Origin of the sequence: Streptacidiphilus melanogenes, assembly GCF_000787835.1 — a bacterium.
GTDB classification, from domain to species: Bacteria; Actinomycetota; Actinomycetes; order Streptomycetales; family Streptomycetaceae; genus Streptacidiphilus; species Streptacidiphilus melanogenes.
The window spans coordinates 13,982-15,867 of the sequence record NZ_BBPP01000083.1; the positions used below are offsets into that span (position 1 = coordinate 13,982).

A 1,886-nucleotide genomic window follows, 5' to 3' on the forward strand; every position below is an offset into this window, starting at 1 on the left:
GGGTGGGGTTTGTCCGGCGGGCCGGGCGGCTGGCTGGGGGGAGGGTGGTTCGTGGCGAGGGCGGCCGTTGGCTCAGGGGTGCTGGTGGGCGGTGTCGATGTCGTGGGGGATGAGGAGGAAGACGAGAGCGGCGACGGCGAGCAGGAACAGTCCGGCGGTGAGTCCTGTGATTTCGAAGGACCTCACGAATTGTGCGGTTGCTGCTTTCGCCAGGTCCGGTTGTTTGATGTGGTCGGCGACGGTGATGGCGTTGCCGAGTGAGCCGCGTGCTGTGTCGGCGAGGTGTGGGGGCAGGGCGGTCAGTGCCCGGTCCTTGTCGAGGCCGGTGCGGTAGAGGAACCCGGCAAGGCTGCCGAGGATCGCCACGCCGAGGACGCTGCCGAGGTCGTATGAGAGTTCGTCGATGGCTGCGGCACTGCTCACGCGTTCCTCGGGGGCGCTGGAGATGATGACGGCGGATCCCAGTGCGAGTGCTCCGGTGCCCGCGCCGACGAGCGCCAGGGCGGCCATGACCGCTGCCTGGGAGATCCGGCCCGGCCACAGGAAGGGCAGGGCCATTCCGGTGGCGGCCACAGCGACGGACTGGCTGAGGATGGCCCGGATGCTCCACCTGGTGGCGAGCCAGGGCGAGAGCACGGAGGCGGCGGCGCTGGCCAGGGCCGTGGGCAGGAGCCGGATTCCTGTCTCGAGGGGGCTCAGTCCCTCGGCGAGTTGCATCCACTGGGTGGCCAGCAGCAGTGCGGCGGCGAGGGCGAACATGCAGCACAGTGCGGCAATGACGGCGGCGGTGAACGGTCCTCGGGCGAACAGGCGCAGGTCCAGGAACGGGCTGGGCGAGTGCAGGCAGCGTCGTGCGAACGCGACGAGCAGGGCCACGGCGACGATCAGGACCACCCAGCCCGGGGCCGAACCGAAGCTCTGCTGTCTCGCGAAGTACTTGACGGTCCACACGATGGCCACCGTGCCGGCCAGCGATTCGCCGGCCGCGACGAAGTCCCAGGGCTGGGGCGCGGGGTTGCGCGACTCGGGCAGCAGGAAGTGCGCGGCTACGAGGCCGGCGACCATCAGCGGCACGTTGATCACAAAGGCCGCCCGCCACGAGAAGTGCTCCAGGATCAATCCGCCGACCAGCGGTCCCACTGCGGCGCCCAGGCCTGCGACGGAGGCCCAGATGCCCAGCGCCGTGGCGCGCTCCTTCGGGTCGGGGAACACGCAGCGGAGCATCGACAGGGTTGTCGGCATGATCATCGCGCCTCCGAGGCCCAGCAGGCAGCGGATCACGATCACGAAGGTGGCGGAATGCGCTGCCAGCACGAGCGCTGAGGCGGCCGCGAACAGCGCGTACCCGGCGAGCAGCATGCGCTTGCGGCCCCACCGGTCGCCGATCGCGCTGACCGAGACCAGCATCCCGGCAAGGACCAGTGAGTAGCTGTCGACGATCCATAGCAGTTGGTTGGCCGAAGGCCGCAGATCTTCGGTCAGGTCGGGGATGGCCACATTCAAGATCATCATGTCCATGACGACGACGAGGAGGCTCGCCGACAGCACAGCGGCCGCCGACCGCCGGCGCCCGGGGGACAGTGCCTGGGCCAAGGAGGCCGAAGCCGATGAGGATGAGGCGGATGACGGCACGAGTCTTTCCCTTGTGTATGGACCGTGGCGAGGGCGGCCAGGGGGTCGATCCGCATGGCCGGTTCGTCGCCTCCTGGGCCCCCGCAGCGCCACCGCAGCCGGTTGACGGCCTCCTGGCCGAGGCGATCGCCCCGCCGGGTGCGCGGCCCTGGTGCGCGGCCCTTGCAGCCGCACTCATCTGATGCCAAGGCCGTGCCCCGCAGCTCCGGCCTGCCCTGCCCGTCGCACGCGTGGAAGGCGGCCCCGAACCACCA

General features: G+C 70.1%; 1 protein-coding gene. It reads right to left on the reverse strand.

Annotated features, from left to right (window positions below):
- Nucleotides 1-72: 72 nt before the first annotated feature.
- Nucleotides 73-1,632, reverse strand: coding sequence for an MFS transporter (locus TR49_RS38600; RefSeq protein ID WP_042390918.1), 1,560 nt, complete (start codon nt 1,630-1,632; stop codon nt 73-75).
- Between the last annotated feature and the right edge of the window lie 254 nt (nt 1,633-1,886).